This window comes from Synechococcus sp. CC9311, from assembly GCF_000014585.1.
Lineage (GTDB): Bacteria > Cyanobacteriota > Cyanobacteriia > PCC-6307 > Cyanobiaceae > Synechococcus_C.
The window spans coordinates 1,563,195-1,586,887 of the sequence record NC_008319.1; the positions used below are offsets into that span (position 1 = coordinate 1,563,195).

The following is a 23,693-nucleotide window of genomic DNA, read 5'->3' on the forward strand; positions in this document are numbered from 1 at the left end:
GTTTTCAGAGGGAGGAACCTGAGAGGTTACTGAGCGGCTTTCTTGAGTTCACGGATCTGTTTCGCCATCTCAGGCAATTTGCTGAATGCTGCCGAACATCGCAGCCAAAGCCTGTTGGGAATCGCTGGATAGCCACTCACCACTTCACCGGACTCCACCTCACCATGAATCCCGCTCTTGGAGCTCGCAATCGCACGATCACCGATCACCGCTCGGTTGGCCACACCAACCTGTCCAGCCAATATCACCCCATTACCGAGGCGAGCACCCCCGGCAATACCCACCTGCGAAGCCAAGGCACAGCCTTGTCCGGTGACAACGCCATGGCCAATTTGAACGAGATTATCGATCTTTGTTCCCGCCCCAATTCTGGTTTCACCAACTGATGGGCGATCAATCGTGCTGCCGCAACCCACTTCAACACCCTCCTCCAGGACCACCAGACCCGTTTGAGGCATTTTTCGCCATCCCTTAGCAGTCGGAACAAATCCAAACCCCTCGGAGCCCACCACCGCGTTGGAGTGAACCACGCAATGGCTGGCTAAACGCACTCCGGGATGAAGCACTGCATTGGCATGCAATTCGCAGAACTGACCAACCTTCACATCGCCGTAAATCACCACACCGGCATGAATGGTGCTGTTGGCACAGATGCGTGTGTCGTCGCCAATGCAAACGTGAGGGCCAATCGAGACGCCAGCATCAATTTGAACCCTCTCACCGATCACCGCAGAAGGATGAATGGTTGCTTGTGTTCTGGGCCGAGGATGCAAACGTTCGAGCGCTTCTGCAAAGGCCAAACGGGGATCTCGCATCACAGCCCAAGCCAAGCCGCGCTGCTGAGCCATGGCCTTGAGGTCGTCCTGATTAGGAATCAAAACGGCGCCGACATGGCTGGTTTCCAAGCTCTGAATCAGAGCGTTGCCCTTTTCAAGGAAGCTGAGTTGATCGGAACCGGCTCTCTCCAAAGATGCCGCACCACGGAGCTCAGGATTGCTGCTGAGCTGATGCTCCAGCAGGCCTGCCTCTCCGTCCTGAAGGATGGCGATTAACTGGCTGAAACGCATGGAGTCAGGGGTCTGGTTGGCGGATCGTAGGCGTGCTGAGGACAAGCACGTCGCGATGAACCACCACAGGCGAGCTCCCTTGCCGATCAGTCCGCGCCGGCTCTTTCACAAGACTTCGAAGGGTCTCACTACTGAGAGAGCTCAGACCTCGGGCTACTTCATGGCCTTCCTGATCAAGAATCTGCACAGGTTGGTTGGCCTGAAACTCCCCCTTGAAATCCGTAATCCCAACCAAAAGTAAGGAGGCGCCTTTATTGCAGAGCGCCTTGCAGGCACCGCGATCGATTTGCAGGCTGCCCAGAGGTTGCAAAGCATGCGCCAGCCAGCTTTTTCGATGACCAAGGGGCTGGGGATGGGGATGAAAGACCGTGCCTCCGCGCCCCCCCGCCAACATGGTTTCAAGCATGTGCTGATCACGACCATCCGCCAGATGCACTGTGATTCCACTCGCGGTGGCGATCCGAGCGGCCGCGAGCTTGGTGGTCATCCCGCCGGTTCCCCAACGGCCTCCATCTCCTGCGCCCTGTTGAAGGGCCTGCAGCTCTGCTGGGTGATGCACGTCCGAAATCGGGCGAGCCGATGCATCACTGCGCGGATCAGCGGAATACAAGCGGTCGATATCGGTCAAAAGGATCAGATCGTCCGCATTAATCGCTGCTGCCACTAAGGCTGAGAGCGTATCGTTGTCGCCAAAACGCAACTCAGCGGAAGACACCGTGTCATTTTCATTGATAACGGGTAAAACCTTCCATTCGATCAACTGATGCAAGGTTGCGGAAGCGTTGTGATAGCTGCGACTGTCGGCCAGGTCAGATCGGGTGAGAAGCACCTGCGCTACAGGGATCCCATGGACAGCCATCGCGTCTTCGTACAGAGCCATCAGATGGCCTTGACCGATCGCTGCAGCAGCTTGAAGACCCCTCAGCGTTGAAGGCCTGGCCTTCAGGCCAAGGCGCTGACATCCGAGGCCAACAGCCCCACTCGTGACTAAGACAACGCGGTCGCCTCGATGGAGACATTGGGCGAGATTCAGACACAGAGCTGAGATGGCATCAGCAGTGCTGCGACTTTCCGTGCTGCGCAGCAAACTGGTTCCCACCTTCACCACCCGCAGGCTCATGCGTGGCCTGCTCCAAGCCATCGGGCGAGTTGTCGCTCCAACACCTGAACACGATCGTGACGACAAGGTGTTCCGTCTTCTTTGAGGGGTCTGACCAAAACGGTATACAGACCCAGTCGATTTCCGGCAAGAACATCGGTAAACACGCGATCGCCCACCATGGCGATCTGCTCTGGCTTGAGATCTAGGGTCTCAATGACACGTCGGATCGCTCCCCGACGCGGTTTGGCGGCTGAGCTGGTGAATCCAATCCCAAGCTGATCAGCGACAGCCCCAATCCGCTGGCGGGAGGGATTGTTACTGATCAAGTGAAGATGGGCATGGCGTTGAGCCGTTTGGACCCAGCGAAGAACGGTGGCAGGCAACTCAACATCGCGTCCTGGAAGCAGGGTGCGATCAACATCAAGCAAAAGAGCCTTGATGCCTCTGCCAAGTAAGGGCTCCAAGGGAAGATTGGCCAGGGTTAACCCCGGATCCCAATCAGGTCGCAGCCAATCACGACGCATCACTCAGAAAGCTCACGCTCATCAAGCTCAGCCTCGATTCGAGGTTGAATTTGGTCAAACTCATCCCCTTCCACTAAAACTGCAGCGCCATCATCCATTCGAGCCACAACAAAGAAAGGATCTAAGGGGATGTAAAGCCCATATTCCAATTCATCAACCAAAAAACTCACCAGCAATTCATAGGTCTCCGATTCATCGTCACCCGCCTCATCCTCATCGAGATCTTCAGGATCGGGCTCATCCAGCTCACCATTCACCGTGAGGGTTACCGCGGAGCGCACGAGGGTGAGGTCATGCTCTTGTAGAACCACATCAGCAACCGAAAGAATCGGTTCATTGCTTGTGATGCTGTCGATGAGCTCAGGCTCATCTCCATCCTTCAACCGAAACAAGCAGACCGGAGTGTCGACAGGAGTGAGTAACGCATAATCCTGACCATCGAGGGGGATGAGCTGCTCAAGGAAACAAAGAAGATCACGACCTTCACTGTCTTTCACCAGCAGAGTTGGCACGTCTCCGCTGTTGTTCGGGCCGCTAGAACTCATTGCTCAGGAATCAGTACATTCAGGATCCTTCATTGCTGACCGTCTCGCTAGCAGACAGGGTCGCCATGTCGACCGGTTCAGGCTCTGGCCCATCAGCAAGCCATTGCTCCAGCAGGAGTGAGGCGGCAGCACTATCGAGTCTGCCGCTTCGATCACCTTGTAAGCCATAACGTTCGGCCGCGGCCCAACTACTGCTGTGTTCATTCACAAGAGCAAGAGGCAGCTTTAACGCCATGGCCAAGCGCTGGCCATAGCGCTGGCAATGGGCAGCTTGCTCTGTGAATTGGCCCGCTGCATCCAGAGGTAGACCCACAACCAGCCCTTGCACACGACGGGTCAGGCAGACCTGTTCCAAATGCCCAAGGTCTTGCTTAAACGCCCTGCGTAAAAGTGCGGGGAGGGGACTGACCGTGATCCCTAGAGCATCACAACCAGCCAACCCAATACGCTTTCGGCCCACATCAAGGCTCAACATTGAACGGGAGGATGGGCTCACGATCAGCGCTCACGACCCAATGTTGGTGTCGGCAAGGGGGGCTGCTGCGGCTTGAGACGACCCAGCATCGATTCAAGGGGACGAATACCACTGAGCTCTCGGCTGCCAAGTTTGCGCCAGAGGCTACGGCCAAGGACGAGCTGGGTTTGCCGCAACTGGAATCCAGAACGCTGAACGATGGTCTGGAGACGGTCATCATCCTCATCGACCAGGAGTTCAGGGGCTGACTGAAGCCTTGCCAAGCGCTCCAAAGCAGGAGGTAGGGCATCCGTGAGGCGATCATCCCAGGCCAAACCACGCAACAGCTCAAGCCTTGGTTTGGCAAAGCCAGAGGGTCTTGCAACCAGTCCTGCAAGAACTTGATTTTGATCGGAGTCGATCTGTTCTAAGAGACCGCAACCCTTGGAACCTTGATCCACCAGGTCTTGCCATTGGCGATCAAGAAGTTGCCGATGATGCGTCGAACAACAGGCTTGCTCGAGAGCGAGCAGTTGTCTCGCAGTGCTGTTGTCGAGAGCGCTCCAACGGCAGTGAGGCGGCAGCTCAGAGATTGGTTTCCCTGAGAGGGAGGAAGGATCAACCCGCCAAATCCCAAACCTTCTCAGCGGTTGAAATCCCAGTTCACGGGACAGATCAAGCTGATCTTGATCGTTGCTATCGCAACGAATCAACCAACTCTGTGAACGGGCAACTCCATCGCTGAGGGCCTCATGCAGCAACTGCCTGATCACCGAAATTCTGCTGGTACACCTTGGCGCTAGCCGTTCCTCGAGTTCGAGCTGCCAACAGCTACCGCGACGATTCAATGACCGCAAAACCACAAGGGAGAGCAATTGGTCAGATCTTGTTTCGTCTTGCTCCAAAGCAACGAGCACTCTCAGCCTGCGGAGAAGCCAGCTCTGGAGAATCATCGCCTGCGGTTGATCGGCCCATTGGTTCGATGAGCTGACCTGAGCAGACGTCAACAGCAGGCGCAAATGGGCTGCTTTAAGAGCTTCCACCCGTGGAGAGCTGCCGGATGCTTGATCCACATCGCGTCCGCTGTAGGTCTTTAATGTATCGCTCACCTCGAGCAGCCGAGGATTTAGTCAGGTCGAACCAACACAAGAGGCGTCCGTTCGTTGGCATTACCAGCAGGGTTTGGCTTCAGAGCACGGTGGAGCAACGCTTCATCGCAACCACGACTGGAAGCCAACACTTTGACCCGACCTAGATCGTTGACATCAACGATTGCCACCGACACGCCCAGCGACTCAGCAGCAGCGTTGCAAAGCTCTGCGGGAGAGTCCGGACCAAGAACAATCGTTTGATCGTAGGGAGGTGTGGTGCCAGTGATGTCGTCAATCAGGCGTGCTTGGTCACCAGCAAGTCGATAGAACCAACCCTTCTGACCCACGAGTTTTAAAACAAGCCCCACACTCCAAGCCACCAGAACGCGAGTAGGACCGACCTGGTCAATCAACGTTTGAAGGCCACAGGCTGTTGCGAGGCTGCTGGTGGGATGGAACACACGACAGAGCAATCGGGCGATCCAACTTGGCTGAACAGTGGAGGGGTGAGCGTATCGGCCTTGAATCACAGCAACAGGCGTTTCCCCAATCGTGAGAACATCTTCAGGCTGAATCAGACCTCCTGCGTAATGCCTCAGCACATCAACCGTGTCATCTAAAGGACCGAGCAAATGCGTCTTGATTGGCAAAACCGCGCATCCATCACCCTGACGGAATGAGGCATGAGCCACCTGCAGCGGTTCGGGTTGACGGGTTGGAACCACCATGCCCTGTCGACGTTGTAAACGGCCAAACGGCCCATAATTCACCCACCGCACATCAACCCAAACGCTGTCGACGCGATCCTTGATCGCAACCTCTTGATCCGCACTGACTGTGAGTTGCACCTTCACCTGAGTGCTCTGACGACCTTTCACGATGTAGGCAGCCCAATACCCATCTGGACGTGCGTCCTCATCAGGGTGCTGCGGTGTGATGTTGGTTTGGACGTTGAGTGAACTGAGGTCGTTGTTTCCGAGCAAGGTCGGTTTCACTTCAATCTCAGGCACCATCACTTCCATGCGCTGATGCGGATTGGTGATCGTCAACCAACCCTCAAGAACGAGGCTCTTGGGCGTGTGTTGCACTTGCCAATCGTGAGCGCGTAATTGAAGGGGTGACGAAGGCCTGAGTCTGTGCCGTGCCTCAATCCAGAGAACACCGATGCCGAGCAGGAGCAAGATCAGCAGCAGCGTACACATAGGGAAACGGCCAGCCGACCGGAAACAATCAAGCAGCGTAAAGCGTTCCAGTGGATTGATCAGCGCGAGAGCACTTCTGTATTGAGCTCGTTGAAACTGATTGTTGTACTGCCCTTGGCAGGTGCCTCAATTCCAGTGGCTGCACTGATGGCAGCGTTAATGGCTTCAAGAGGAACCTGTCCGTCCTCATCGAGCAGGACCGTGCCCTTTCCATCGATCACCACAACCTGCGGGATCGTGCCATGCCAATAGGTCGCTGGATTGGATGGGTCTTGGCTGTCATCACCTTGAAAGGCATCGGTGGTGAATGGCAGAAGATCCACCTCACGCCCCCAAAAGCGCTGAAGTTCAGACACAACAGGGGCAAAAATCTTGCTAGTGCTGCTGTCATCCAAGTAAAAGACGATCACGCTGGTGCGTTCTTTCTCTAAAGCGTCTTTCAGAGTTGTCGCGGGTGGAACAAGCGACCCATTACCTGCATACAGCGCAAAAATATTGCCGTCGTAACTATCGGTGTCCCTAGCTGCCTCGGAAGGGCTAGCAAGCAGCAGCAAACTCAATCCCACAACGATGAGAGAACGCAGGACCGGGCGCATGATGCTGAGCAGAGGCATGGTGCTGAACAGTTGATGCAGCATTCTGACCGCTTGGATCAGCTGCGCTTGAAGCTGCGGCCCATCCCTTGAGCAATGCCTCTACCCACCAGTCCAATCGCTCGACCAATCACTTGGGTTAGAACCACAGCCAGCAAATCACCCACTCTGCGGACGAGAAGTTGAACCTGAGGAGCCAGGGCATCCCGCGCTTCCAGCAGAAGAGCAACCTGTTGTTGCCACCAGCCAAGACGACGCAACTCTTCGTCTCTGGGTTCCGTTAGCAGCAACGGTGCAATCGTTCCATTGTTGAGTTGATAGAGAAGCCGCTGGCTTTCGTAGAGGCGAATCGGACGTTGAATCCAGGTTTGCCAACGAGACTGGGTATTGAGTTGGTTGCGTAGACGTTCCAGCTCTCGGGTGGAGATCAAGCGTTGCTCTAACAGATAGCGCCTTAACTCAGGCCAATCTCCGCAGACGCCAAGAAGCTCAGAGCCAATCAGTTCCGCTGTGCGCACCAACCAATTGCTCACCAACGTTTCAAGCTGCAGCAAGGCGCGGGGATCATCGGCAGGCAGTAGCTGTCCATCGACCAAAACAGGCTGGTCGTCCAGAAAAGGAGCCAGCATCCGCTTCGGATTTGGTAATTCCTCATCGATGTCTTCGAGTTCGGTATTGAGAAGAAGGTGATCGGCGACACCGCTTAATTCCTCTCCCATCGGAAGGCGCACGTAATGACCCGCCATCGTGCACAAAGCCTGCTGACGCAATTCAGGTTGAAGAGCCTGCCAGTGCTCCGAAAGCGCCTGATCGGATCGCTTTTCGACGCAAGCCTGCTGATCGAGGCGCAACCTTTGCAGAACTGCATTGAGCTGTCCCAAAAGGGCAAGCAGGAGCTCGCGTCGTCGCTCAGGGTGAAGACCTTCAATCGCCAGCATCTGACCGGTAGCGTTGCTGAGGCCTCCAGAGACCGCTGTTTCAAGGCGTTGATGAATGGCGTCCCATACCGCAGCACCATTTCTCTCCTTTAACTGAATCGAAGTTCCTGGAGGTTCACTGAAGGAAGACGATTGTTGGAGGGGAACAGAACCTTCAAGCCCCAATTGCAATGGACCCCAAAGCCAGAGCAACAGCTGACGGGCACTGCACAATTCACGACAGCGTCCCTCCAGCATGAATCGCAACATCGGATTCTCAGGTGGTGGGTTCAACATGACCTCGATCAAGCGAAGGTCATGATTAATTTGCTGAAGCCCAGTCATCAACAACCAAGCCCCAAGCCCTGGTGTCTGAAAAGGTTCAAACGGCTCAGACGAAGAGTGCGCCGTCAATTCGACCACCCTGCCCCCAGACAGCAGAGTTTCAATGCTCTGCTGCAATTGCGTGAGATCAGGGTCTTGAAGCAATCCCGCGCAGTTCAGGGAAAGAAGCTCAGTGGGGTCGCAAGGGAGGGTCGCGGGGAGCAACAACAACAGAGGAGCTGATCCCCAACGACTTTGAAGCTTTAAAACCTCGAGCTGAAGAAGTGCCGGAGATGCAACCGTTTCAATGGACCAGATCACAAGATCAGGTTGCCCATCCAGCTGATCTGTTGAAACAGAGACCTCTAGATCTTTGTTGCCAGCCAGCCCCGACAAAAGAGATTCAGCAAGCAGATTCCTTGCGATAAGCAAAATCTTGTTTGGAATCCCGTTCACCGCTGTAATCCATCCCACGCGAATGATCGCAGGGAAATGGTGCAGGAGCAAATGCTCCAGCAAGAATGATCAGCGGTCATCTAACTCTCTGGGACGTCCACTGAGTTGAAGGGTGTAGGTCTCAATTGTGTAACCAGTGCGCTCCTCGATTTCCCGCAGGAGTTCATCAGGCAGTTGAACATCGAGATCCTCAATTCGTCCACTCTCGAGGCAGGTGAGATGACTGTGAGGGTCACTTCGATAACCGTAAAGGCGACCACTCGCTCGATCCAAACATTCGATCACGCCAGCTCTCTGGAGAGCTTCGAGGTTTTGATACACCGATGTATGCCCAATTCGTCGACCTTGATCATTCAATTTTTCAAAAATATCCCTCGCGCTCAAGTGGCTGGCTTCAGTCCATAGCAGATCAAGAACCATCCGCCTCTGCTGACTGAGGCGCATTCCCAGCTTTCGGCACAACTCAAAAGTGGCTTGGAGTCCACTGGAAGCAGTGGACAATTCCGAACTTTGATTCCTGCTATCGACCGCCACTAATGCAAGTTTATTAACGGCATCTTAAAACCCTATTCAAGACTTCGTTGAACACGAGGAGTCTCCAGGGTTCCAATGAATTCAATTCGTATCAAGCGATCGTGCGGCTCTGATCACTCAGAGGGTCTTGCAGACGGCCCTCCGCAATCGCCTGGATGGCTTCATGCAAGTCGACGCGACCGTCGTAGAGCGCTCGACCCACGATGACTCCCTCCACACCCAACGGTTCCAGGGCTAGTAACGAAAGCAGATCTGCCATGCAACCCACGCCTCCAGAGGCGATGACGGGAACCTCACTCGCTTGAGCCATGGCGCGCAATGCTTCCAGATTCGGACCAGCCAACGTGCCATCCGTTGCGATATCGGTGCTGATAATTGCTGCAATTCCCGCCTTACTCAAACGCTGAGCCAGAGCCGTGGCCTCCACCTCGCTCTCTTCGACCCAGCCACGCGTGGCGACGAACCCGTTGCGTGCATCAATGCCCACCACAATTTTGTGCGGGTGGCGGCTAGCAAGCTCCATCACCAACTCGGGGTTCTCAATCGCCACGGTGCCGAGAATGACCCGATCCAGTCCACAACTGAGCAGCTCTTCAGCCCTCTCCAACGACCGCACTCCGCCACCCAGTTGCACGGGAATCGATAACTCTTTGGCAATCAAGCGCACCGCTTGATCATTGATGGGCTGACCACTGCGCGCACCATCGAGATCCACCAGATGGAGGCGGGTTGCACCCTGTTTCACCCACTGTTGAGCCTGTGCGAGTGGATCGTCGCTAAAGCGCGTGACCTGGTCATAGTCACCCTGGTGCAGACGAACACAGCTTCCCTGCAAGAGGTCAATGGCGGGGATGATCTCCATGACGCCCGTGGCACGTTTCTCACTCCCATCCTGCAGGCCAGGGGGTCAAGCTTCATGCCTGCGGTTGAATGGGCGCGCTTCAATGGCTGGGTTGAGCGCCTTGCTGATGAAGATTCTCGTAATGGGTGGCACCCGCTTTGTTGGGAAGCCATTGGTAGCAAGGCTTCAGGACCAGGGGCATGCACTCACCCTGTTCACACGAGGGCGCCTTCCTTCTCCCGAAGGAGTGGAGTCAGTCCAAGGAGATCGCAGCGTTGATGCCGATCTCGAACAACTCAAGGGACGCGGCTTTGAGGTGATCATCGACAGCTCGGGGCGCAGTTTGGACGACAGTCGTCGCGTCTTAGCGATGACAGGCGCCCCCACACATCGCTTTCTTTATGTGAGTTCCGCCGGGGTCTATGCCGCATCGACGCAATGGCCGTTGGATGAAACAGCTGCGATCGATCCCGCCAGTCGACATTCCGGCAAGGCTGACACCGAACAATGGCTTCAAGAGCAGGGAATACCATTCACCAGCTTCCGTCCCACCTACATCGTGGGGCCTGGGAATTACAACCCAGTGGAGCGCTGGTTCTTTGACCGAATCGTGAATGATCGGCCGATTCCCCTTCCAGGATCAGGTGAAACCATCACCCAGATCGGCCATGCAGAAGACCTTGCTGAGGCGATGGCTCGGTCACTTGAGGTGGATGCCGCTAGCAATCGGATTTACAACTGCAGCGCAAGCCGGGGCATCACCTTCCGCGGCTTGATCGAAGCGGCAGCCGTGGCCTGTGGCCGAGACCCCAAAAGCTTGGATTTACGACCATTTGACCCCAGTGGACTTGACCCCAAAGCGCGCAAGGCCTTCCCTCTAAGGCTGAGTCACTTTTTGACCGACATCACCAGGGTCAGGCGTGAACTGGCTTGGGAGCCGCGGTTTGATGCTTGTGCCTCGCTTGTTGACAGTTATCAACGGGAGTACAAAGACCTGCCCACGTCCAATCCCGACTTCAGCGCTGACCAGGCTTTGATCGGCAAGGCTTGAGATACCCCCAAGCTGACCACAAAGCCAAAAGCAACGAGGGCCAAAACAACCCCACACCAACCCCTTTCAAAGCCTGAACCAGTGCTGGATCTCCCCAGAGAGGAGGCCAAAGCATGAGGGCAAGGCTGAGGAATTGGAGGATTGTTTTGGCTTTACCTGCAGCGGATGCTGGCGCCCCATCACTGCTGTCACCACGCCAGCCAGAGATCAGCAATTCACGGGCCAGCAAAAGCCAAACAGCCCATACCGGAAGGATTCCGTCTGACGCCAACCAGACCAGAGGTGCGCTGATCAACAACTTGTCAGCGAGAGGGTCAAGCCGGGCACCCCAGGTACTGCCACCGTCGGCACGTCTCGCCAACCACCCATCCGCTGCATCGCTCCAGCCTCCAAGCAGCAATAACCACCAGGCCAACGCGTCGTATTGCAACGCCAAAGCGAGAAGAAGCGGGAGTCCCATCAGGGCTCGAGCCAGGGTGAGTCGATCAGCCCAGAGGCGCCAGGGAGAGATCAAGGCTCAGAATGCATTGAGATGCGTGGATTCCATGGTGCTTCAGCAGACTGTCAAAGAGGTGATGTCATCGCCCGTATTGACTGTGACACCAGAAACGGCATTAAAAGATGCCGTGAGTCTGCTGAGCGATCACCACATCAGTGGCCTGCCAGTGGTGGATAAGAGCGGACTTCTGATCGGTGAGCTGACGGAACAAGACCTCATGGTTCGCGAAAGCGGAGTGGATGCTGGCCCCTACGTGATGCTGTTGGACAGCGTGATTTATCTGAAGAACCCGCTCAACTGGGACAAACAGGTGCATCAAGTGCTTGGCACCACTGTTGGCGATCTCATGGGACGTGACCTTCACAGCTGTTTAGAGAGTCTCCCTCTTCCCAAAGCCGCATCATTGCTGCATGAGCGCAGCACCCAGCGACTGATCGTGGTTGATGACGACAAACACCCCGTGGGTGTGTTGACACGGGGTGACATCGTCCGAGCCTTGGCCTCAGAGCAGCCTTAGCGAGAAGCAAGTGGCGTGATTCGAATCGCCACTGGCTTGATGAAACGGAACTCCACTAGATCCCCGAGCACCAGCTCATCGAACACCGTTTCAGGCATTCGGTTGCTGACGTCGAGATTGTGAACCTTCCCGAATGGTCCGCGGAGACTCAAGGTGCGATCGGTCCGCGAAATCCTCACCACTTCGGCGCTGCCTGTAGCCATCGCCACGCGAGTGCCCTTCGGAACAGGACCAAAATCTCCTGCAATTTCAACATCCTGGCGCTCAAAACTGAGGGCTTTATTTGTGGCAGGGCGAAGGTCAACCACCAACCCATCCAGGATGTCCATCGCAATCTCTGTGCCTGGACTCAACTTCAAGCTGTTGAGATCCACGGCTGAAGTCACAAGAATGTTGTGGCCTTCTGGGCCTTCAATTTCCAGAACTTTCTGATCTGGAAGAAGGCGTGTCACGGTTGCGTGGAGATGGGTGATCTCAAACGACTCCAGAAGTTCCGCCTTCAGGGTGGTTCCAGACCGAAGCAGATTGGCCTTTAAGGGAGCCTTTAAGGCAGAAGGACGGCTTGCAGAGCTAGATAGCTTGCGAACATCAACTGCGATGGGCTGCACCAACCGGAAATCAACGAACTCGCCAACTTTCAAATCCTCAAGAGGATCATTCTCTGGCGTCACTAAAACGTCGAGATTATTGATGCCCCCAAACGGACCCATCAGGCTCAGACTTCCATCCTGACGATCCAGCTTCACCACCCTTCCCGTTCCTGAGGCAAGAGCGACGCGCATTCCTTTCTTCAATCTCCCCATATCACCAGGAAGGATGATGTCTTCACGACTAAAGCTCAGATCTTGATCTTGGCTCGGCTCAAGGTCGATCAGCAATCCATCGAGAACGGACAGGCTGACCTCATCTCCAGGTTGCAAGCCAAGGGGCGCTAGATCCAGGCCAACCGTATAAACCTCGGTGTGCCCCTCTGGATCAACAATTTCGATCACTTTTTCTTTGGCCAGAGCTTCGCTAACAGTGCCTGTCAGCTCCGTCACTTCAAAACCAGCCAGTTGCTCGTCATTGAATCCAGCCAGAGCACGCTGGGGGCTGATCACAGCTGAAGCCAGCAAGGTGCAGATCAGCAGCACTCGGCCATGGAGTTGTTGACGGGTCTTCTGGCGCGATGTGCGGATCATTGGTTGGTGATCAAACGTGCAGAGACGGTAGCTCCCTATTTTAATGAGTCAAAATACGCACAGTTTTGCTTGCGGCGCATGTCAAATTCCTGGATACGCCGAGTGGCTGTTTGCATCGGTCTCGCGGTGGTTGCCTCAGCCACGCAGCTTCCAGCCCGCGCTGAGAAGACGATCGAAATCAGCTTGAAGGATCGCTATTTGAAGCTGCTGGATTCCGGGGTTGTTGTCGCTCGTTATCCCGTTGCCATAGGAGCTCCTGAATCACCAACGCCTGCAGGGAGCTACGAGATCACCCGTATGGAAGATGCGCCGGTGTATCACAAGAAAGGAAAGGTCATCGCGCCTGGCCCCAAGAATCCTGTTGGAGTGCGTTACATGGCCTACTTCCAGCTTGGTTCCGGTGAATACGCCATCCACGGAACAGCCTGGCCCAACTGGGTCAATCTCAGAGCTGCTGTCAGTCTTGGCTGCATTCGCATGCTCAACAAAGACGTGATCAGCCTGTTCAATCAAGTGGACGTCGGAACTCCCGTCGTTGTGACATCCAAATAACCCCACCATCAAGCCATGCGTTTAAATCCCCTCCTGTTGGTTGCGATTTCAGCCTGCATCGCCGCCCCCGCTCAATCTCAAAGCTCATCCAGCCGAGAGATGCCAGAGCAACAATTTTTAGATCAAGTTGAAGCCCCTGGTCATGTTCTGATTTCAGCCCGTGGTGCTGAAGCTGTCAACGCTGAAGCCCGGCGCAAAGGACTCAAATTTCCGGCTGTGGGCTACTGGTCTCCCGACGATGTGTGTTTCAGCAATCCACCCAAGGGAGATTGCAACGGTTTGTTCAAACGATAACGACGCATACGGCAACTGAGAACGCAGACAGCCAACGCAAATAACCAAAAACGTGACTTAACTCTTGACCTAATGATCTCACCGAGGTCAGATCATTAGGTTCTAAAGCGACATGAACACTTTTCTTGGTTGAATTCAGCCGCATGAGAGCACGCTTCATCGCTGAAAATTGCTTTATTCTAATATTGAATAGAATTAAAACTTAGATTGACGCATTGCTAATGTGTTTGACAATCCCTTTGAAAGCATGAGTTGAATGGAAGCTGTTGAAGAAATGAAAAGCCATCAAGCTGAGGATGGCTCATGCAGCTTTTGCCTCTCCCTCTGACATGAATTCAAAAGATGCTTTCTTTGCTAGCTCTCTGAACTTTATTCCTTTTGCCATCAGAACAACAGTTGGCCTTTGAGATGTCGTGGCCATTGTTTCTGGGTTGTGCCTGATTGGCGTGACAATGGGACCAGCATCCCCCAAATGGGGGATTTAAACAACAAAGAAATCAGCGAAACTTAAAGCATCAGGATTCTTCCTCTCCTTCTGATAATCGCTAACACCTTGAATTTAATTCAATGAAAGCTACGCAAAGAGCCGCTGCTTCTCGACTATTAGCAGATGTGGAGCAAGACCCTGAACTACATCAAAAAGCGGGAACCTACGGCAACTTGTATCAGGACTTCTACAAACATTCAACTCAGAAGGATGCCAATGATTGAATCAGTAACCATAGACGAGTTACGTCAGGCCGTGATCAACGATTACGCTCAACAATGTGCCGCTGATGGCGGGACACAAGCTAACGGGATCCCATTAGAAAGTTATAAAGCTCTTGTAGCAATAATGACGTGGAATCAGCTGATTAGTGAGACAAGTGTTATTAAAAATGCTCCTGGCTTCGCACTAAGCGATTACGTTGAACATTGGTTAAGAGCTACGTTAATTTCAGAGTTGACATACGACATAAATGCAGACGGAAGCACTACCTTGTCTATCGAATAACCAAGAGAATAAGTTATACAAGACACGGCCGGATCAATACATCAGAAGCATTTGCTAGTGGTACATAGACATGGTTGGATACATAAAAGTGTCTCAACTAAAGTGCCTTCAGATAACGATCAAGGCAAGGGCGGAGGAGGGAGCACCGGTGGAGGTGGTGCTCCATAAATGATGCTCTTCTCTTGCTCAGCTGTCGACAGAGATTCCTGCTCCTCAAGCCCAGAGGTGGGTGGGATGGGTTCAGGCCAGGCTTCAGGATCCTCCGGAAGAATCTGATCCTCCTGAAGCAAGACGGGTGGGGGCAGGTCGGGAGGAAGATCGAAATCCCATGACGGAGACTCCGTATCTGAGTTGAGAGGCTCCTCCTGTTCGGTCTCTACGTCCGACCGTTCTCGGAGCACGAGTGGGTCGGCGGTAATCGGAGGTTCCCTCAGCGGTTGCCTCGTCGGCACCATTTCAGTGACAGGGGTGGTCTGATTGTGATCGAGACGTGGTGTGGGCTTGGGCGCCCAGATCATGCGCGCAATTGGCTCAACACCTTGCTCCATCACACGGTTCAAACCAGCCAAAGCACGATCCATCAGTTGCCCTCCATAAAAGAACGCGCAATCCGATGCACCATCACAGCGCTTGCTGGACTCGATGCGTCTGGTCAAATCAGCCATCAGCCCTCCTTCCAGTGGGACACGACGCTCACTCAGCCGGAGTAGGTAGGGGACATGCACAAAACTGGTGGCACCACCACTAATCCAGTTGGCATCCTCTTCAGTGAAACCTTTCACGCCAGGAATGATTAGACGACTCTTCGAGGCGTGATCGGGCATGTAGGCCGCCACAAGACCCCGCCTGCGTGCCAGATCTTTTGTTTGCTCAAGAGTGAGACCGTCTTTACTCATCAGCATTTCAATTCGACCATCGGCCCTTAAGCCATAGACCATGCGAATGCGAGGCAGGTAATAACGAATCCGTTGCCCCATGCTGATGCTGTAAGCCCCCTTGTAGCTCTCAGGTGGCTCCTCCAGGTCGTTGTAGATGCTGTGCAGCCCCCCCACAAACATGTCGTAGGCCTTGGCCCGATCCGGAGTTAACTCTCCATATCCAAAATCAACGGTTCCATCCTTAAGGATGCCGATAAAGGCACGTTGTCTTGAGGCCGTTCGATTGCGACCACGCCACACCCTGCTGCCAAGTTTTAGATCACCCAGGGGAACGGTGATTTCCTGTCCAGACTCATCAATATGGCGCTCGTACATCGGTCCTGAGACGTAGGCGAGAGCAGCAGTGTCTTCAAAGGCATCCTGTTCACGATCCCAACCTTCAAGTAGGCCTAGCCGCACATCACGAGGGTCAAAGTCAAGTGCATAGACCTCATCGTCAGGTTGGTAAGCAAAAGGCCCCGCCAAAGAGTTGGAAGTTTCGGTGGGCTCGGGCTCGGTCGAGATCTCGTTGTTTTCGGGAGTTCCAGGCGCAAGAGCAATCAAACCCGTGAAGACCGTGACAGGAACAACCACGATTAGCCAACGCTTGCGCCAAAGGATCGAACGCTGGGGGCGTGGCTTGGGCTTGCGTCTCTTCTTCTTAGAGGAGATATCTGCAGCAGAAGCTGTAGTCCGATTGCGAATCACCGGACCAGCCTTTTTTTTCGAGCTCGGGATTCTGGGTTCTGCCAAGGAACGATGGTGCCCTCAGCCACCAACCATTTGCGGTAAAGCTGATCGCATTCATGCCCTCCCGTCAACTCACCAAAGGCAGGAATCAACAATCTCGCCTCAGAAGAGTTGTAGGCAAAGCAAGGAAGACGAAGGCGATCACTGCCAGAGCTGAGGTTCGCAACAGGGTGAATGTGCCCGCAGACATTAAGCAAACGAGCGTGTTGGCCGGAATGATCGGGTGGATAGTCAGGTTCATGGCTGAGCCAAAGTTGTCCGAGGCGATAACTCGGTTGCTGAACTAAACCCAACGTGCGGCAGTGACGATCATGGTTGCCACCGACAAGGGTGATGGGGCAACCAATGAGCTCAGGAAGTGCAGACAACGTCTGATGAAGGGATTCAGTCAACCCAAGAGGGCCGTGGACAAGATCCCCAAGGATGATGAGGGTCTTGGGCTGTACCCGCGCGCACAGTTCAAGCAATGGATTCAACGTGCCGCGATCCCCATCACTCGGTAGGGGAATGCCATGGGCTTGAAACACTTCGGCTTTGCCCAAATGCAGATCGGCAATCAGAAGCTCACGCCCTTCAGGACGCCAGAGAGCCTTTTCAGCAAGAAATTCAAGGCGCTCCTGCTCCCAGCCCCAAGACAGGCCATACCCTTCTCTTCGATCACCGTGTCTTGATGGGATCAACTCTGGATTCAAAAGGTGCGTCCCCAACGACAACCTGGCGGCCTCAGGATCCCGATCAAAGTAAGACGAGCACTTAGGCCGCAGTTTGATTGCAATTATCACGCAAGTGTTCGTTAGAGAGTTCCCTCCAGACAGCCGCAATTAGAGTCTTTGAAGGAAGACGCATTGGAACGATGACCCTGGCATTGCTACTTGCACTCCTTGGATCGCTGATGGCCATGGGTTTCATTATTCGCCGCCTCGAAAGGGGCTAATCAAGCCGAGGTCGTCGTGTTACGTACGCTTTTGCTCGCAGGAATCGTCCTGATTTCACTTCCCATTCAGACAGTCGCCAAGGAGTTGCAGGTGGGAGTGAGTGGATCTCCTCCATTTGTGATGGATGAGGATGGCAATCTCAGTGGGATCAGCATTGAAATCTGGAAGGACGTCGCAAAGCGACTCGATCAACCCTACAAATTGGTTATTCAGCCGAATACCAATGCGAATATAAAAGCTGTTGCTGATGGCAGTGTTGATCTCGCCATCGGTCCAATCAGCATTACTCCAGCACGATTGGCCAATCCAAAGATTGATTTTACACAACCCTATTTCCATGGCTACGAAGGATTGCTAATCCCTCAGAAACCACCCGGACTCATCACACGTCTGCGTCCATTTATTGGCTGGGCTGCATTGTCATCGGTTGGAATACTTGTCTCGCTTCTATTCATTTTTGGCAATCTGATTTGGTTGGCTGAGCGACGCAACAACACCGACCAATTTCCACGGCAATACATGCGTGGCGTCGGAAACGGAATGTGGTTTGGCCTCGTCACACTTACCACAGTTGGATACGGCGATCGAGCACCAGTTTCAAGAAGTGGTCGCACCATTGCAGGCATTTGGATGGTAATGTCGCTTGTAGCAGTGTCGTCAATTACCGCAGGACTTGCATCAGCATTTACCTTATCTCTTGCAGAGCTGGCTCCTTCATCAATTCGAGACAAATCAGACTTAAGGGGCAAAAAGATAGCCGTTGTAGAAGGAACTACAAGTCTAAGATGGGGGAAATTATACGAGATAGATCCAACCCTAACAAAAAACCTGAACGAAGCAATTAATATGCTTAATCAAGGAAAAGTTGAAGGAGTAATTTTTGACGAGGCACCTCTACGGCATTATCTCAAAGAAAATGAACAGAGCAAACTAAAGCTAGCAAACTTTCCACTAGCCGTTCAAACCTATGGCTTCGTACTGCCTATGGGCAGCCCATTAAGAAACCCATTAAATATTGAGCTACTAGCTATGGAGCGAAACGGGGAGACAGAAAAAATTGAAAGCAAGTTATTAGATTAAAAACTCTTTTATCGAATAACTGTGTGACGTCGCAAACCATCTTCAATCAAAAATGTTGCTAAACTGCTACAACTCCTCCCTTCCTTGAGAGCTTGCTGCTTAAGCCGGCTCATAATGCCAGCGGGAAGAGTCACGTTGAGACGCTCAGATGTGGCTGCCTCGGCCACATGGCCTGCGCTGACTGAGGAATCAGCAGAAGCAAGTTGGTCCTGCAACTCATGCAAGAGACTTTCGAGAAATGACACGGCTACGTAACGCTTACGGCTCTATTGAGTACCTTAGCAAAGGATCAGGCTCGGGTTATTGTTCTTACTACAAAAGGGAAGTCCAACTCGACGAATGGATACGCTGACGCTTCATCTTGAGCCAGGCCAAGACTTACTTCTATCTCTTTCTGAGGTAGCCAAAGAGAAGAGGGTCAGCGGATTTTTATTAGGGGTTGTTGGAAATTTATCAAAAGCATCATTTCAATGTCCCGGACGAGATAAGCCAACAGTTCTAGAAGGTGAACTAGAAATCATCACCTTGAATGGAACCTTTGATGTAGATGGAGTTCATCTCCACTTAAGCCTTTCTGATGGTGCATGTCAGGTTTGGGGGGGCCATCTCGAAACAGGCTCACTGGTATTGAAAGGTACAGATCTTCTCCTAGGAATTCTCAAACAGGGTCAGGAAGCACGAAGCCAAAGCGAAACACGGCTAGAAATTGCAGTACTGCCTGGATGTCCATGGTGCGACAGTGCACTTCGGCTCTTAGACGCGTACAACATTCCAAACAAGGTCATCACTGTTGATAACGACAACACCTTTCAACAGTGTAAGCAACGCAGTGGGATGAATACCTTCCCACAGGTGTTTATTGATGGAGCCACTGTTGGTGGCTTCGATAGTCTTGAAAAACTACAACGTTCAGGCGAGTTGCTCACACTCAAATGAGCAGAGCAATCATCAAAGCTAGATTTTAAGTTGTCCACAAGTGACAACTTATAAAGAGATGATGGCCAAAACAACGTTGAGCGCTCTTGGCTAAATCATTTCACTAAGTTCAATCGTTACTTCTCTCTAAACTGCTGCTTCTCATGAAGCAACTCAGTTTCTAATTGATGAATCAACTTCGTGACAAGCGCCTGAAATTCAGGCTGGCAACCACGAAATGCAGCTTTATGGCGAATCGGCTCGTTTCGCGTTCGTAGATCCGTCAGCATCAGCTGCAAGGCATCAATTTTTGCTGTGAAATTCATGGCTGAGCTTGTCACACAAAAAGAGGCTATGACACCGTAGGGGTCTTGAAAAGCATTTGTAACCGAAGCAGAGGTATAAGCCTTACCAAAAGCCAAACCATTCAACAAAGCGCAAAAGAAAGCGTATTATGAAAAACCAAGATAGACGGACGCGGCAAATCACCAAAAGCTAGTAATAAACAAACAAGATTATGAATCAACAATCGATCAGATAATCGGCAAGGCAAGGATAAACAGTATAATCTAAGCACACAAAACGGAACCTGCAGGGCTAACACCCTCAGGAGAGAACAGTCAATGTCCAACCGATGCTGCCCGCGCTGTGGATCAACCTCCCTTCGGGCTGATCGCTCCCTTGGAGGACGCATCGTTTGCACTAATTGTGGTGCTTCAGTTGGTCAAGGACAAACCTATCGAGGCAAACAACAGTCATTCCGCTCAGCCAACCGACAGTGGATTTGGTGGGCGCTTGGACTGGGAACATTACTAATTATAATCATCGCTCAATCAAGCTAATGTTATTCATAAACAAAGAATCAGAAGCCAAAAATGCACTCCGAAAAGGGAAGTGACAGACCAGCCTTGCTACAAAAAGCAGTTTAAACCGCCAGCAAACGGAATAATTAGCGACTATTGTCTTAATATTTAAAGCTTTAATGGGTGCAACAAAAAAACTACGCGTAAGGGTTGATGGCTAAAAAAGATCAAATAACAGTGAAATATCTCCATGGAATACCAAAGGTAGCCAGTGCATGACCGTTGTCCCCTGTATCTGTAGGAAAGACCGCTGCGATCGCTAATTCGTCACCCTCAAAGCATGTCCGAGATTTGACAACAAAACTGGCTAGATCATCAGCTCCCCACATCAAGGGTCCCGCTTTTTTTTCTTCTTGATATTCCTCAAACACATCAGAGAACTCTTTTCCATTCTGGCCATTTAGCATTTCCTCGATAGCGGCATCAGAACCACGATCAGGGTATAGATCAAATAATTGGCGAATCAAAGGGTGATCAATCTTGGTAGAGACACGCAAAACATTTCCCAAACTTCCAACCGATGCTTGAGTTAACACAGGTGGCTCTTGTCGAGCATCAATGACAGCCACAGGAAGGCTGAAGTCCCATACGAGACGCTTTTTCACATCAGCAGCTATCACCGCAAGAGGATCAGACAACTCCTCCACCAATCGTTTAACTCGGTCTTCTGAAATGGTCATGAATACAAAATAACAGTTAAAAACGACAACTGTTACGGCTCCAGCAATTTGACAAAAGAGAAAGTGCACCTAAACAACGAGTCTAAGGTTGCTCAAAGACAACAAAAAGACCAAATGCCATCAAGAAACAGGATCTATGAATTAACAATAGGGGGCAAATCTGCAGAATCAATGCACTTAGCTCAGACCCATCAAATATCAAGCACCAACCAATTCATCAATCATTTACTTTTATAGACGCAAACAACAAACATCAGATCAAGACAACAAATGAGAAAGAACTAGTCAATAGAGAACCAGTGTCCCCCATTGAAGTTGTTAAAAATCAAACAAGTGCATCTGCATACATCCACATCGCTGTCATCACTCCTACAGCAATTGTAATCATCAGTACGCTCATGGTGATGGTATTGAAACGAATACGCCTTTGGATTTCAGCCATAACTTTTACCCTGAGAGATCACATGACAATACGACGAATAAAAGTTTGTGACGAGTTCTTATTATTCCTTCGTGAAAGAGATATCTCAATAGAGCATGTAGTGCACAAATCCCAGTGAGGCCATAGGATCTCAAGGTTTACAAGCAAAGCCGTATCCCACGAACAAATGAGGGAAAACGTGCGTGCGTTGAGCAGTGATCAGCAAAAGAAACGGCTCTTGAAAGGAGGGCTCCATCAATGGGTCGCATTCAACGCAAATCAAGTGTCAGAGCAAATGGTCATGCAGGACCTAGTTCATGACCTCAACAAAAGACAAACCACCTCTACATCAAAAGCCAAACGGCCAAGAACAATAGTATGGAATCAACAGTGTGTAGAATTTGCAAAGCAAAAACAACAGAATGCAGACACTGATTCGCAGAAAATATGCTTTTGTTATTATGATTCTGACGGGATTAACAATATTAAATACTGCATCAGCGAGTGACAAAAAAGGTAAAGGCTGGAATCACGTTGGACCATCACAAGATCTCCAGGAGATCTCTATCAAAAACATCAGAAGATTAGGAGACAAAGAGTTTTCCTATCAAAACGAAGACAATAATATTATTCTTGTAAGATGCGAAGACAACAAAATCTTGGTCAGATATTGGTACCTCGTCAAGGTCAAAACTGCCAAACCTAAAGAGGCCACAATCAAGATGCAATGGCATAAGGCAGCACCCAAATCACAAACACAATTAGAAAGTGAATTGGTGTGTGATTACAAATGAAACGCAAAAAATCAACTCCATATACATCTCTTCACCGGTCAAGAATCACACAAAGCGAGCAAAATGACGCCATCAAGAAGCCTGAATAGCACAATATATATGCAATTTCGCGACAATCATAGTCCGAAAAGATGTATCTCAATCTTTAATTGATTTTTGCAAGACTCAACTAAAGCAATTATTTCAACCATTATTCCAGCAGCCAAAGCCCCTTTGATGCAAGGAATTTGGTCATTTTAGATTAAATGCCAAGCACATTGACATTTCACAAGCTTCTCTCTGGGAGGAAAAAAGTCTGAGATTTTAAAGGGATTTTGACAAAAAAACTCCTCTACTCCTTGAAGAGCAGAGGATAGGAACAATCAACGATAGGTTTTTAATCAAAAACCATACCTGCTATCAAGCCCAGCCTTTTACTGATTGAGATTCAACATAAGCTGCAACATCACTGATATCGTCACTGCCAAGTTTGGAGCCAAAGGCTGGCATACCGTTTTTACCGTTGGTGACTTGGTGAGCGATGGCAGACTCATGGCCATCGTTGTAATCAGACAAGTAAGCCTTCAGGTCATCCTGCTTCAAGGTGCGCTGGCCATTCACCACATTGCCTCCGCCCATGTGGCATGCAGCGCAATTGGCAGAAAACACCTGTTCTCCATGGGCAACATCTGCTGCAAGAGCAAACGAGGGCATGATGAGGCCAATGAGGGCAACCAAAGCGACTGAAATAATGTGACGCATGACTCGAGTTGATGACGCATTATTTTCGATCAAATGACGCCCCATTCAAAGCTCACCGAGATAGAGCTTCATTTTTGTTTTGTAAAGTCAGCCCCAAAATCGAACAAACTAGAGGAATGTCCCAAATTGGCTAAGCCATGATTCGAACTGTGCGCTCCGCACTTTTCGCCTTCGCTCTAGTGACCTGCTTCGTCATGGGTCCGTCCACAGCGGTCGCTTGTGTTGAAGGATTGGCCTGGGGAATGCCCCAATCAGAGATCAACGAGCACCTCCATGGTGCGATCAGGCAAGAAGACCTCAACCATCAACGTTTGATCGCAAGAAACGTCCATCTCGATCAATTACCTGTTCCTCAGCTCACGTTGGACATGAACGAGCAGGGAGGGCTTGAATCACTGGCCTACGAATTCAGCATGGATGACATGACAGAGGTTCTTGCTGGTTTAAATGCTCGGCACGGCAAACCAATCAGCACATCGATTAAAGAAGCTAACTATGAGGATCAGCTCTGGGTATGGAACACAGGTGAAGACCTGATCACAGCCGTGAAGCGAACGAGCGGAACTGTACAAAAATTTCTGATTGGCTACCGACCAAGCCGACTCAAACCTGAAATGCTTTAACCCCAATCGATTTCAAAGGATCAAAGATCGATGCCAAGCATCATGTGCATTGTTTAAATCTCTTGAAAATAGATAGCTAACTGCAAAGCTTAAACTGGAAAGTCTGACTAAGCGTCTCATCCCCTTGAAAAGTTGCTATCACTCCATTGAAGATGCAGTGACATCAACTGATGAGCGACTTTTTTAACTTTCTAGAAAGCTGGAAATGGCCTATAGCAATCGTCCTTTCGATGTAT

29 protein-coding genes are annotated in these 23,693 nt (G+C 51.6%); 10 read left to right on the forward strand and 19 right to left on the reverse strand.

What is annotated here, in order from left to right; translation table 11 throughout:
- Positions 1-26: 26 nt before the first annotated feature.
- The 11 genes from lpxD to hisA form a co-directional block, all read right to left on the reverse strand.
- Positions 27-1,067 carry a UDP-3-O-(3-hydroxymyristoyl)glucosamine N-acyltransferase gene (lpxD, locus tag SYNC_RS07945; protein WP_041426586.1) on the reverse strand — a complete coding sequence of 347 codons (1,041 nt, stop codon included), beginning with the start codon at positions 1,065-1,067 and terminating at the stop codon, positions 27-29.
- A gap of 4 nt (positions 1,068-1,071) precedes the next feature.
- The gene (proB, locus tag SYNC_RS07950) at positions 1,072-2,187 is read right to left on the reverse strand and encodes a glutamate 5-kinase (RefSeq protein WP_011619631.1); all 1,116 of its coding nucleotides are present in this window, start codon (positions 2,185-2,187) and stop codon (positions 1,072-1,074) included.
- Positions 2,184-2,693 (reverse strand): YqeG family HAD IIIA-type phosphatase, encoded by a 510-nt coding sequence (locus tag SYNC_RS07955; protein ID WP_011619632.1) that lies wholly within the window; start codon positions 2,691-2,693, stop codon positions 2,184-2,186. The genes proB and SYNC_RS07955 overlap by 4 nt, the downstream gene beginning before the upstream one ends.
- On the reverse strand, positions 2,693-3,238 hold the full coding sequence (locus tag SYNC_RS07960; protein WP_011619633.1) for a DUF3727 domain-containing protein: 546 nt from the start codon (positions 3,236-3,238) through the stop codon (positions 2,693-2,695). The genes SYNC_RS07955 and SYNC_RS07960 overlap by 1 nt, the downstream gene beginning before the upstream one ends.
- 19 nt (positions 3,239-3,257) lie before the next feature.
- Complete coding sequence (gene ruvX, locus SYNC_RS07965) at positions 3,258-3,713, reverse strand: Holliday junction resolvase RuvX (protein WP_041426587.1); 456 nt, start codon at positions 3,711-3,713, stop codon at positions 3,258-3,260.
- Positions 3,714-3,736: 23 nt separating this feature from the next.
- On the reverse strand, positions 3,737-4,801 hold the full coding sequence (locus SYNC_RS07970) for a hypothetical protein (protein WP_148201881.1): 1,065 nt from the start codon (positions 4,799-4,801) through the stop codon (positions 3,737-3,739).
- A gap of 17 nt (positions 4,802-4,818) precedes the next feature.
- Positions 4,819-5,985, reverse strand: a complete 1,167-nt coding sequence (locus tag SYNC_RS07975) for a hypothetical protein (protein WP_011619636.1) — start codon at positions 5,983-5,985, stop codon at positions 4,819-4,821.
- A gap of 59 nt (positions 5,986-6,044) precedes the next feature.
- On the reverse strand, positions 6,045-6,623 hold the full coding sequence (locus SYNC_RS07980) for a thylakoid membrane photosystem I accumulation factor (protein WP_148201882.1): 579 nt from the start codon (positions 6,621-6,623) through the stop codon (positions 6,045-6,047).
- A gap of 14 nt (positions 6,624-6,637) precedes the next feature.
- Positions 6,638-8,275 (reverse strand): DUF3685 domain-containing protein, encoded by a 1,638-nt coding sequence (locus SYNC_RS07985; RefSeq protein ID WP_049750396.1) that lies wholly within the window; start codon positions 8,273-8,275, stop codon positions 6,638-6,640.
- 69 nt (positions 8,276-8,344) lie between these two features.
- Positions 8,345-8,719, reverse strand: a complete 375-nt coding sequence (locus tag SYNC_RS07990) for a Fur family transcriptional regulator (RefSeq protein ID WP_237699306.1) — start codon at positions 8,717-8,719, stop codon at positions 8,345-8,347.
- Between the two features lie 181 nt (positions 8,720-8,900).
- A complete protein-coding gene (gene hisA / locus SYNC_RS07995; protein WP_011619640.1) occupies positions 8,901-9,671 on the reverse strand; it encodes a 1-(5-phosphoribosyl)-5-[(5-phosphoribosylamino)methylideneamino]imidazole-4-carboxamide isomerase in 771 nt (256 codons plus the stop codon).
- A gap of 106 nt (positions 9,672-9,777) precedes the next feature.
- Between hisA and SYNC_RS08000 the strand changes: the two genes are divergently transcribed.
- Positions 9,778-10,701, forward strand: coding sequence for an NAD-dependent epimerase/dehydratase family protein (locus tag SYNC_RS08000; RefSeq protein ID WP_041427034.1), 924 nt, complete (start codon positions 9,778-9,780; stop codon positions 10,699-10,701).
- On the opposite strand, the gene SYNC_RS08005 is transcribed toward SYNC_RS08000, so the two are convergent.
- Positions 10,667-11,215, reverse strand: a complete 549-nt coding sequence (locus SYNC_RS08005) for a CDP-alcohol phosphatidyltransferase family protein (RefSeq protein WP_011619642.1) — start codon at positions 11,213-11,215, stop codon at positions 10,667-10,669. The two genes, SYNC_RS08000 and SYNC_RS08005, sit on opposite strands and share 35 nt — an antisense overlap.
- Before the next feature lie 31 nt (positions 11,216-11,246).
- Here SYNC_RS08005 and SYNC_RS08010 point away from each other — a divergent pair, with 31 nt between their 5' ends.
- Complete coding sequence (locus SYNC_RS08010; protein WP_011619643.1) at positions 11,247-11,717, forward strand: CBS domain-containing protein; 471 nt, start codon at positions 11,247-11,249, stop codon at positions 11,715-11,717.
- Here SYNC_RS08010 and SYNC_RS08015 read toward each other — a convergent pair.
- Positions 11,714-12,898 (reverse strand): hypothetical protein, encoded by a 1,185-nt coding sequence (locus tag SYNC_RS08015; RefSeq protein ID WP_011619644.1) that lies wholly within the window; start codon positions 12,896-12,898, stop codon positions 11,714-11,716. The two genes, SYNC_RS08010 and SYNC_RS08015, sit on opposite strands and share 4 nt — an antisense overlap.
- Between SYNC_RS08015 and SYNC_RS08020 the strand changes: the two genes are divergently transcribed.
- The 3 genes from SYNC_RS08020 (at position 12,857) to SYNC_RS08030 (ending at position 14,738) form a co-directional block, all read left to right on the forward strand.
- Positions 12,857-13,450 carry a L,D-transpeptidase gene (locus SYNC_RS08020; protein ID WP_011619645.1) on the forward strand — a complete coding sequence of 198 codons (594 nt, stop codon included), beginning with the start codon at positions 12,857-12,859 and terminating at the stop codon, positions 13,448-13,450. The two genes, SYNC_RS08015 and SYNC_RS08020, sit on opposite strands and share 42 nt — an antisense overlap.
- 15 nt (positions 13,451-13,465) lie before the next feature.
- Positions 13,466-13,744, forward strand: coding sequence for a hypothetical protein (locus SYNC_RS08025; protein ID WP_011619646.1), 279 nt, complete (start codon positions 13,466-13,468; stop codon positions 13,742-13,744).
- Between the two features lie 697 nt (positions 13,745-14,441).
- Entirely contained in the window at positions 14,442-14,738 is a 297-nt protein-coding gene (locus SYNC_RS08030) for a hypothetical protein (RefSeq protein ID WP_167897207.1), read from the forward strand.
- Positions 14,739-14,857: 119 nt separating this feature from the next.
- Here the strand turns inward: SYNC_RS08030 and SYNC_RS08035 are convergent, their stop codons facing one another.
- Both SYNC_RS08035 and pdeM read right to left on the reverse strand, forming a co-directional pair.
- Positions 14,858-16,363, reverse strand: coding sequence for a hypothetical protein (locus SYNC_RS08035; protein WP_148201883.1), 1,506 nt, complete (start codon positions 16,361-16,363; stop codon positions 14,858-14,860).
- Positions 16,360-17,085 carry a ligase-associated DNA damage response endonuclease PdeM gene (pdeM, locus tag SYNC_RS08040; RefSeq protein WP_369791607.1) on the reverse strand — a complete coding sequence of 242 codons (726 nt, stop codon included), beginning with the start codon at positions 17,083-17,085 and terminating at the stop codon, positions 16,360-16,362. Before pdeM ends, SYNC_RS08035 begins: the two co-directional genes overlap by 4 nt.
- 285 nt (positions 17,086-17,370) lie before the next feature.
- Here pdeM and SYNC_RS08045 point away from each other — a divergent pair, with 285 nt between their 5' ends.
- Positions 17,371-18,420 carry a transporter substrate-binding domain-containing protein gene (locus SYNC_RS08045; RefSeq protein WP_011619651.1) on the forward strand — a complete coding sequence of 350 codons (1,050 nt, stop codon included), beginning with the start codon at positions 17,371-17,373 and terminating at the stop codon, positions 18,418-18,420.
- Positions 18,421-18,428: 8 nt separating this feature from the next.
- Here SYNC_RS08045 and SYNC_RS08050 read toward each other — a convergent pair whose 3' ends face one another.
- Positions 18,429-18,665, reverse strand: coding sequence for a CopG family transcriptional regulator (locus SYNC_RS08050; protein WP_011619652.1), 237 nt, complete (start codon positions 18,663-18,665; stop codon positions 18,429-18,431).
- Positions 18,666-18,759: 94 nt separating this feature from the next.
- Here SYNC_RS08050 and SYNC_RS08055 point away from each other — a divergent pair, with 94 nt between their 5' ends.
- Positions 18,760-19,356: a PCC domain-containing protein gene (locus tag SYNC_RS08055; protein WP_041426590.1), complete on the forward strand. Its 597-nt coding sequence runs from the start codon at positions 18,760-18,762 to the stop codon at positions 19,354-19,356.
- A gap of 116 nt (positions 19,357-19,472) precedes the next feature.
- Here SYNC_RS08055 and SYNC_RS08060 read toward each other — a convergent pair whose 3' ends face one another.
- Positions 19,473-19,661, reverse strand: a complete 189-nt coding sequence (locus tag SYNC_RS08060; protein WP_041427037.1) for a hypothetical protein — start codon at positions 19,659-19,661, stop codon at positions 19,473-19,475.
- 322 nt (positions 19,662-19,983) lie between these two features.
- Between SYNC_RS08060 and SYNC_RS13825 the strand changes: the two genes are divergently transcribed.
- Positions 19,984-20,151: a hypothetical protein gene (locus SYNC_RS13825; protein WP_167897209.1), complete on the forward strand. Its 168-nt coding sequence runs from the start codon at positions 19,984-19,986 to the stop codon at positions 20,149-20,151.
- Positions 20,152-20,365: 214 nt separating this feature from the next.
- Here SYNC_RS13825 and SYNC_RS08065 read toward each other — a convergent pair whose 3' ends face one another.
- Positions 20,366-20,878 (reverse strand): hypothetical protein, encoded by a 513-nt coding sequence (locus SYNC_RS08065; RefSeq protein WP_041426591.1) that lies wholly within the window; start codon positions 20,876-20,878, stop codon positions 20,366-20,368.
- Positions 20,879-21,721: 843 nt separating this feature from the next.
- Between SYNC_RS08065 and SYNC_RS08070 the strand changes: the two genes are divergently transcribed.
- Complete coding sequence (locus SYNC_RS08070) at positions 21,722-22,093, forward strand: hypothetical protein (protein ID WP_148201884.1); 372 nt, start codon at positions 21,722-21,724, stop codon at positions 22,091-22,093.
- 399 nt (positions 22,094-22,492) lie between these two features.
- Here the strand turns inward: SYNC_RS08070 and SYNC_RS08075 are convergent, their stop codons facing one another.
- Positions 22,493-22,786, reverse strand: a complete 294-nt coding sequence (locus tag SYNC_RS08075; protein WP_369791608.1) for a c-type cytochrome — start codon at positions 22,784-22,786, stop codon at positions 22,493-22,495.
- A gap of 242 nt (positions 22,787-23,028) precedes the next feature.
- On the opposite strand from SYNC_RS08075, the gene SYNC_RS08080 reads away from it, so the two are divergent.
- Positions 23,029-23,457, forward strand: a complete 429-nt coding sequence (locus SYNC_RS08080; RefSeq protein WP_237699190.1) for a hypothetical protein — start codon at positions 23,029-23,031, stop codon at positions 23,455-23,457.
- The last annotated feature ends 236 nt before the right edge of the window (positions 23,458-23,693 follow it).